A 7430-nucleotide genomic window follows, 5' to 3' on the forward strand; every position below is an offset into this window, starting at 1 on the left:
ATCGCCATCGCCACCCTGGGGGGCTACGGGGGTCGGGGCTGACCGGACGGCCGGGTCCGCCGGGCGCGACGGACCCGGCCGACCACCCGTGCCGGAGTCACCCGCGGCGCTCCACCCGCCGGTTGAACCGACGACGTCGTCGTGACACTCAGTTGGCCGACTCGGTGATCGTCAGGAGGCGTTCCCGGCTGAGCGTTCCGACCGGCCGTCCGTCCTCGGTGACCACGGCCCGGCCACCGGACGAGGTGAGCAGCACGGCCAGCGCGTCGTACGCCGACCCGCCCAGCGGCACCGACGGCAGGTCCGCGCCGCCGTCGACCGGCAGCGGATCGAGCACCTCGCGGGTCACCGGGGTGACGGCCAGCCGGCGGATGCCCCGATCGGCTCCGACGAACTCGCGGACGAACCCGGTGGCGGGTGCGCCGAGCAGTGTCGCCGGGGTGTCGTACTGCTCCAACCGACCGCCCTCGGAGAGCACCGCGATCCGGTCACCGAGCCGGACGGCCTCGTCCAGGTCGTGGGTGACCAGGACGATGGTCTTGCGTACCTCCGCCTGCAACCGCAGGAACTCCTCCTGCAGCCGGGTACGCACGATCGGGTCGACGGCGGAGAAGGGCTCGTCCATCAGCAGCACCACCGGGTCGGCGGCGAGCGCCCGGGCCACCCCGACCCGCTGCCGCTGGCCGCCGGAGAGTTCGTGCGGGTACCGCCGGCCGAACTGCGCCGGGTCGAGACCGACAAGCTCCAGCAGTTCCTCGACCCGACGCTTGACGGAGCCGGTGGCCCAGCCGAGCAGCCGGGGCACGGTGGCGACGTTGGCGGCCACCGTCTGGTGCGGGAAGAGTCCGACGTTCTGGATGACGTAGCCGATCTGGCGGCGCAGTTTGACCGGGTCGACCCGGGTGACGTCGGAGTCGTTGAGCAGGATCCGGCCGGCGGTCGGCTCGATCAGCCGGTTGATCATCCGCAGCACGGTCGACTTGCCGCAGCCGGACGGGCCGATGAGCACGACCAGTTCGCCCTCGTCGACGTGCAGGCTGAGCTCGCGGACCGCCTCGGTGCCGTCCGGGTAGCGCTTGCCGATGCCGTCGAGGGTGATCGACGCCGCGCGTCGGTCGTCGCCGGCCCCCGGGGTAACGTCCACGTATGTCCTTCCGCCTGAGCTACCGGGCTGATCCGGGTAACCCGTGGTTCTCCTGGCAGTACGTGCGGGACAACTCTGACACGGTGCTCGACGCCCTGCGTGAGCACACCACGCTGACCCTCCGGGCGGTGCTCATCGCCGCGCTGATCGCCGTCCCGCTGGCCGTGCTGGCGTACTGGTTCCGGCCACTCACCGGGCCGATTCTCGCACTGACCGGGGTGCTCTACACGGTCCCCTCCCTGGCCCTGTTCGCATTCGTGGCGCCCTATCTGGGCATCGGTGTCGCGACCGTGCTGAGCGTGGTGGTGCTGTACGCGCTGCTGGTGATCGTCCGTAACACCGTCGCCGGTCTCAACCAGGTGCCGGCCGAGGTCCGGGAGGCGGCCGAGGGCATGGGTTACGGCCGCTGGGGACGACTGCTGCGGATCGAGCTGCCGCTGGCCCTACCCGGCATCCTGACCGGCCTGCGGTTGGCCACCGTCTCCACGGTCGCCCTGGTCACCGTCGGTGTGGTGATCGGACGGGGCGGGCTCGGGCAGATCATCTTCGCCGGCTTCCAGAACAACCTCTACAAGGCTCAGATCATGACCGGGACGTTGCTCTGTGTCCTGCTGGCGCTGGTGCTCGACCTGCTGCTGGTGGGTGCCGGTCGGCTGCTCACCCCGTGGCTGCGCGGGAGGACCGGATGAGCGCCGCGACGAATCCGGTGTCCCAGGCGGTGGTCTGGCTCAACGATCCGCTGAACTGGACGAACCCGGGCGGCATCCTGGACCGGCTCGGCGAGCACGTCAGCATGTCGGCCGCCGCGGTGCTGCTGGGCTGCCTGGTGGCCTGGCCGCTGGGTCTCTGGCTGGGCCACACCGGCCGCGGCGGCGGGCTGGTGGTGCTGGTCTCGAACCTCACTCTGGCGGTGCCCACGCTCGCCCTGCTGACCATCCTCCCGTTGACCTTCCTCGGCTTCGGCCGGCCGGCGGTGGTGCTCGCACTCGCGGTCTTCGCCGTGCCGCCGCTGCTGGCCAACGCGTACACCGGGGTGCGGCAGGTCGATCCGCAGACCCGGGAGGCGGCCCGTGGCATGGGCATGACCGGGGTGCAGGTGCTGCGCCGGGTGGAACTGCCGCTCGCGGTGCCCTATCTCGCGGCCGGTTTCCGGACCGCCGCCGTCCAGGTGGTCGCCACGGCGGCGCTGGCGACCTTCGTCAACGGTGGTGGCCTGGGTGAGATCATCCGGTTCGGCTTCGGCCTGAGCATCGCGGTCGGTGGCGGTCAGATCCTGGCCGGCGGGCTGCTGGTGGCCGGGCTTGCGGTAGGCGTCGAACTGCTCTTCGCGCTCGTCGAACGGTTGGTCACGCCGCGCCCTCTGCGCCGCGCCCGGCGCGGTGCCGGGCGCCGCGCGGCGGATGCCGTGGCCGGCTCCTGACCAGGGGGACGATTCAGGCATCCGAGCAACCCGGCGGGGGGTGGTCGTGCGGTCCGGGTCACCGGTACGGCGTCCGTCGGGCGCGACGACCCCGATGGGTGACGTTCCGGTGACGAATGCCTCGTCGGCTTGTCGGTGGGGCCCGGCAGGATGTTGGGTGGACATCGCGGGCGGCCGGCGAGATCGCCCGTCGGACACGCGGCCGGCCCGTCCGGGCCGCGCCGGGACACGGAAGGCGGGCTCATGCGCGCAGGTAGAAGACTGTCCATCGCGGTCGCGGGGGCTGTCGCGGCGGCGACGGTCCTGGCGGGCTGCGGCGACGCCGGCTCCTCCGGCACGGAGGCGCCCCAGCAGGGTGCCTCGGGCGAGGGTTGCGCGCCGGTGGCCGGTGAGCAGTTGATCGCACTCGAGGACGACAAGTCGCTGCAGAACGCCGACAACATCATCCCGGCGGTCAACAGCGAGGTGGCGAACCCCCAGCTGATCGCCGCGCTCGACAAGGTCTCCGCGGTGCTCGACACGCCGAAACTGGTGCAGCTCAACAAGGCGGTCGACGTGGACCGTAAGAGCGCCCAGGCAGCGGCGCGGGAGTTCGCCGACGCCAACTCGCTGACCGACGGCGTGCAGCAGGGACCGGGCGGGCGGATCACGGTGGGGGCGGGCAACTTCACCGAGAGCGAGATCATCGCCGAGCTTTACAAGATCCAGCTGACCGCCGCCGGTTACCAGGTCTCCGTGCAGCAGATCGGCAACCGGGAGTTGTACGAGCCGGCGTTGGAGAAGGGCGAGATCCAGGTCGTCCCGGAGTACGCGGCCACCCTCGCCGAGTTCCTCAACGGCAAAGTGAACAGCGGCGGCCAGCCGGTCTCCTCGCCGGACGTCGACAAGACCGTCACCGCGCTGCGTGGCCTGGGTGAGCAGGTGGGTCTGACCTTCGGCGCGCCGGCGGCCGCGCAGACCCAGAACGCCTTCGCCGTGACGGAGGAGTTCGCCGACAAGTACGGCGTGCGGACCCTCTCCGAACTCGCCGAGAAGTGCTCGGGTACGGCGACGGTGCTGGGTGGTCCGCCGGAGTGCCAGGAGCGCCCGTTCTGCAAGCCCGGTCTGGAGCAGACCTACGGGCTGTCGGTCGGCTCGTTCTCCTCGCTCGACGGCGGTGGGCCGTTGACCAAGACCGCGTTGCGCAACGGCACGATCAGCGTCGGCCTGGTCTTCTCGACCGACGCGGCGTACGCGCAGAACTGAGTTCAAGCACGATGGCGCCCCGGCCGACTCGGCCGGGGCGCCATCGCGTCACCAGCCGCTGTGGATCCCCTCCGATACTCGCGTCGGACACCTGCCGTCGAGCCGTTCCCAGGTGACGCAACTCTCGGTAGGCTGCGGACCCATGCCCGCCCCGGTGCCCGCCGATCCGCGCAAGCTGCTCACCGTGCTCTTCTGGGGCGGTGTGGCCCTCGCTCCGGTCGCGGCGCTGATACTCCTGGTCGCTGACGGCAACGGGCCGCTGCGGTTCGCCGCGGTGCTGGCGATCCTGGCCGTGGTGCTGATCGGCCTCTCGATCGCACTGCGTACCGACGGCGGTGGGTCGCATGCCGAGGAACTCCGCGAGGAGGTCGACGAGCTGCGGCGGGAGCTGCGTGGTGAGATCGTGGCCGCCGCCCAGCGAGGCAACCAGGCGCTCGATGAGATCCAACGGGTTCAGCAGGCGCTGGCCGGAATGCGTCAACGGGTCGACTCGGGTGGGGTCGCCGCGGTCGCGAACGACGAACCGTCCGGTCCGGGCCGGGCCCGGGTGCCGGCACCGGAGGCACCGTCGCGGCAGACCGAACGGCCCGTCACGCCGGCCGCGGTCTACGGCACGGCCCAGCCCGCCCCCGGCCGGACCGGCGGGTACGGCGGAACGCGTTCCGGGCCCGGCAACGACCGTCCGGCCAGCGGCTCAGCCGGTGTCTACGGCTCCCCGGTCCGCCCCGAGCACGACGATCGCCCGGGTGAGTCGGGAGGGCGGCCACTGGGAGTGGTCCGGCACACCGAGACGGTGCACGTGACCACCCGGCACACGATCGTCGGTGAGTCCGGTGGCCGGTACGGCGGTTACCCGGCGGCGTGGTCGGAGTCGCCGGGCGAGCGTCGGCGTGGGCACGGCGTCGACGAGGACGACCACTCGTGGTCCGACGGCGATGATCGTGCCCGCCGGGACGACAGCCGTCGCTGGTCCGGTGTGGAGCGCTCCGACGAACGTCCCTGGTCCGGGTCGACCCAGGAGGAGGCGCGCGCATGGTCCGGCCGTGACGAGGAACGTTCCTGGTCGGGGCGTTCGCATGAGGACCGCCCGTGGTCGCCAGCGCGCGAGGAGAGCCGTTGGTCGACCGGGGACGGCGACTGGTCCGCCGCCCGCGACGGCGGCTCGGGTCATCCGGACGGGCCCGCCGCTGACCGTGACGATCGCGACTGGGGCGCGCGGGACGACCGGGGCTGGGACGGGGGTGGCCAGCAGTGGGAGACTCCCGCCGACCCGGCACCGGCGGCTCGGGGACACCGGGCGGACGACACCGGGGCGTACTGGGCCCAGCTGCGGGCCGGAGACCGGTGGGCGGCGGTACGTGACGACGATCGGGGCCGCGAGGTGCGCGTCGGCGAACGCCGGGCCGAACTGCACGCCGACCCGGTCGGCACCGAGTACCGGGTGGCGGACCGCTGGGCGAGCGTACGTCGCGACGAGCCACGCCGTGCCGCGGGCGACGACGCGTGGCGCGACGGCTGGGGCGAGCCGGAGAGCCGTCCGGCGCTACCCCCCGGTGGGGTGCCGGTGCCGCACGAGTGGCGCCCGCCCCGTGAGCACGGCTATCAGCCCGAACCTGCGCGGGGCCACCAGCCGGAGTCGGCGTACGGCTACCAGTCCGAGTATCCGCGCGGCGAACGTCCCGGCGGGGAGCCGTACGGCCGCCGGCACCGCGTGGAGGAGCCCGGGTACGGTCCGGCGGGGCGCGACGCCGGCGCTGGCCGCTGGCGCTGATCCGGCGACCGTACGCCCGCCACGGGCCGCGCCGGATCGCGCCGTCACTTGTCGATGTCGCCCACCACGAAGAACATCGAGCCGAGGATGGCGATCAGGTCCGGCACCAGGCAGCCGGGCAGCAGGGTCGCCAGGGCCTGCACGTTCGCGTACGAGGCGGTGCGCAACTTGAGTCGCCACGGCGTCTTCTCGCCCCGCGAGACCAGGTAGTACCCGTTGATGCCGAGCGGGTTCTCCGTCCAGGCGTACGTGTGTCCCTCCGGCGCCTTGAGCACCTTCGGCAGCCTGGTGTTGATCGGTCCGGTGAGCCGGTCGACCCGGCCCAGGCACTGTTCCGCCAGGTCGAGCGAGGCGTACACCTGGTCGAGCAGCACCTCGAAACGGGCGTGACAGTCGCCGGCCGTCTTCGTCACCACGGGCACGTCGAGCTGGTCGTAGGCCAGGTACGGCTCGTCCCGGCGCAGGTCCAGGTCGAGCCCGGAGGCCCGGGCGACCGGACCGGACGCCCCGAACGCGGCCGCCTCGGCCGCCGACAGCACCCCCACGCCAACGGTACGGGCCAGGAAGATCTCGTTCCGGCGGATCAGGTTGTCCAGGTCCGGCATCCGGCGGCGTACCTCACCGATGGCCGCCCGGGCCCGACCGGTCCAGCCCGCCGGTACCTCTTCCTTCAGGCCGCCGACCCGGTTGAACATGTAGTGGATCCGCCCGCCGGAGACCTCCTCCAGCACCGCCTGGAGCGTCTCCCGTTCCCGGAAGGCGTAGAACATCGGGGTGATCGCGCCGATCTCCAGCGGATACGAACCGAGGAACATCAGGTGGTTGAGCACCCGGTTCAACTCGGCGAGCGCCATCCGCAGCCAGGTGGCCCGCTCGGGCACCTCCATGCCCATCAGCCGTTCCACCGCGAGCACCACGCCCAGCTCGTTGGCGAACGCCGAGAGCCAGTCGTGCCGGTTGGCCAGCACGATGATCTGCCGGTAGTCGCGCACCTCGAACAGCTTCTCGGCACCCCGGTGCATGTAGCCGACGACCGGTTCGGCGGCGAGCACCCGCTCGCCGTCGAGCACGAGCTTGAGCCGCAGCACGCCGTGCGTGGAGGGGTGCTGCGGCCCGATGTTCAGCACCATGTCCGCGCCGAGCTGCTCGCCGCCGGTGCCCGCCACCAGCCCGGCGCCGGTGCCGACGGTCAGCTCGCGCAGCTCGCCCGTGGTCATGCCCGCCATCGTGCCATGAACCGCCGGGCCCGGCGGTGGTCGCCCGTCAGCCGTGCAGACCGTCAGGACCGTCGGTAAGGGCCGCGAGGGGCGGCAGCCGGTCGGCCGGCAGGTCGACCGGCTGCCACAGCCACCAGTGACCGCCGAGGCCGGCCGGGTCGGTCAGCTCGGCCGCCGCCGACGCGGTGGCCAGTGCCCGCAGGTAGCCGGCCGGATCGCTGGCGGCCAGGCTCAGCGGCGGTCGTCCGCCGTCGGCCCCGAGCGCGCGCAACGCCTCCCGCTGCGAGGTCAGGACGTACGCACACCGGGCGACCCGCTCACCGGCGGCGGCGACCGAGTCGACGGCGACGTGCGCGGTGACGTCGCAGGAGCCGTCCGGCACCGGCGGCACCTGCCGCCCAGCCCGGTACCCGGTGAGCGTCCCGTCGATCGGCCGCTCCGCACGCAGGTGTCCGTAGTCCACCGCCAACGCCAGTCCCCGGTCGACCCGCCCCACGGCGTCAGCCCACGCCTCGTCCCTCGTCCGCCCGATCTCCGCCCGATGCACAGCCGAGTTGTGGTCCGTGGGGGTGCGGTCCGTGGGGGTGCGGTCCGTGGGGGTGTGGTCCGTGGGGGTGTGGTCCGTGGGGGTTT

The 7430-nt window shown here is 72.6% G+C and carries 7 protein-coding genes; 4 read left to right on the forward strand and 3 right to left on the reverse strand.

Translation table 11 applies throughout. The annotated features are described in order from the left end of the window. Positions 1 to 148 precede the first annotated feature (148 nt). Positions 149 to 1144, reverse strand: a complete 996-nt coding sequence (locus V5O40_RS27485; protein WP_332908147.1) for an ABC transporter ATP-binding protein — start codon at positions 1142 to 1144, stop codon at positions 149 to 151. 2 nt (positions 1145 to 1146) lie between these two features. On the opposite strand from V5O40_RS27485, the gene V5O40_RS27490 reads away from it, so the two are divergent. The 4 genes from V5O40_RS27490 to V5O40_RS27505 all read left to right on the forward strand — a co-directional run bounded on the left by V5O40_RS27490 (position 1147) and on the right by V5O40_RS27505 (position 5580). After that, a complete protein-coding gene (locus V5O40_RS27490) occupies positions 1147 to 1833 on the forward strand; it encodes an ABC transporter permease (protein ID WP_269738555.1) in 687 nt (228 codons plus the stop codon). Continuing rightward, positions 1830 to 2564, forward strand: coding sequence for an ABC transporter permease (locus V5O40_RS27495; protein ID WP_269738554.1), 735 nt, complete (start codon positions 1830 to 1832; stop codon positions 2562 to 2564). The genes V5O40_RS27490 and V5O40_RS27495 overlap by 4 nt, the downstream gene beginning before the upstream one ends. 243 nt (positions 2565 to 2807) lie before the next feature. Next, positions 2808 to 3809, forward strand: coding sequence for a glycine betaine ABC transporter substrate-binding protein (locus V5O40_RS27500; protein WP_332908148.1), 1002 nt, complete (start codon positions 2808 to 2810; stop codon positions 3807 to 3809). Between the two features lie 142 nt (positions 3810 to 3951). Further along, the gene (locus V5O40_RS27505; protein WP_332908149.1) at positions 3952 to 5580 is read left to right on the forward strand and encodes a hypothetical protein; all 1629 of its coding nucleotides are present in this window, start codon (positions 3952 to 3954) and stop codon (positions 5578 to 5580) included. Positions 5581 to 5624: 44 nt separating this feature from the next. Here the strand turns inward: V5O40_RS27505 and V5O40_RS27510 are convergent, their stop codons facing one another. Further along, complete coding sequence (locus V5O40_RS27510) at positions 5625 to 6806, reverse strand: NADH-quinone oxidoreductase subunit D (protein ID WP_332908150.1); 1182 nt, start codon at positions 6804 to 6806, stop codon at positions 5625 to 5627. Positions 6807 to 6843: 37 nt separating this feature from the next. Further along, on the reverse strand, positions 6844 to 7430 hold a 587-nt coding region (locus V5O40_RS27515), incomplete at its 5' end, for an SAM-dependent methyltransferase (RefSeq protein ID WP_332908151.1).

Origin of the sequence: Micromonospora palythoicola, assembly GCF_036689795.1 — a bacterium.
In the GTDB taxonomy this organism is placed as follows: Bacteria; Actinomycetota; Actinomycetes; order Mycobacteriales; family Micromonosporaceae; genus Micromonospora; species Micromonospora palythoicola.

Excerpts from the sequence above, each read along its gene's own strand:
- V5O40_RS27505 (WP_332908149.1), top strand. The coding sequence starts at position 3,952 with ATGCCCGCCCCGGTGCCCGCCGATCCGCGCAAGCTGCTCACCGTGCTC.
- V5O40_RS27495 (WP_269738554.1), top strand. The coding sequence starts at position 1,830 with ATGAGCGCCGCGACGAATCCGGTGTCCCAGGCGGTGGTCTGGCTCAAC.
- V5O40_RS27490 (WP_269738555.1), top strand. The coding sequence starts at position 1,147 with ATGTCCTTCCGCCTGAGCTACCGGGCTGATCCGGGTAACCCGTGGTTC.
- V5O40_RS27500 (WP_332908148.1), top strand. The coding sequence starts at position 2,808 with ATGCGCGCAGGTAGAAGACTGTCCATCGCGGTCGCGGGGGCTGTCGCG.
- V5O40_RS27510 (WP_332908150.1), bottom strand. The coding sequence starts at position 6,806 with ATGGCGGGCATGACCACGGGCGAGCTGCGCGAGCTGACCGTCGGCACC.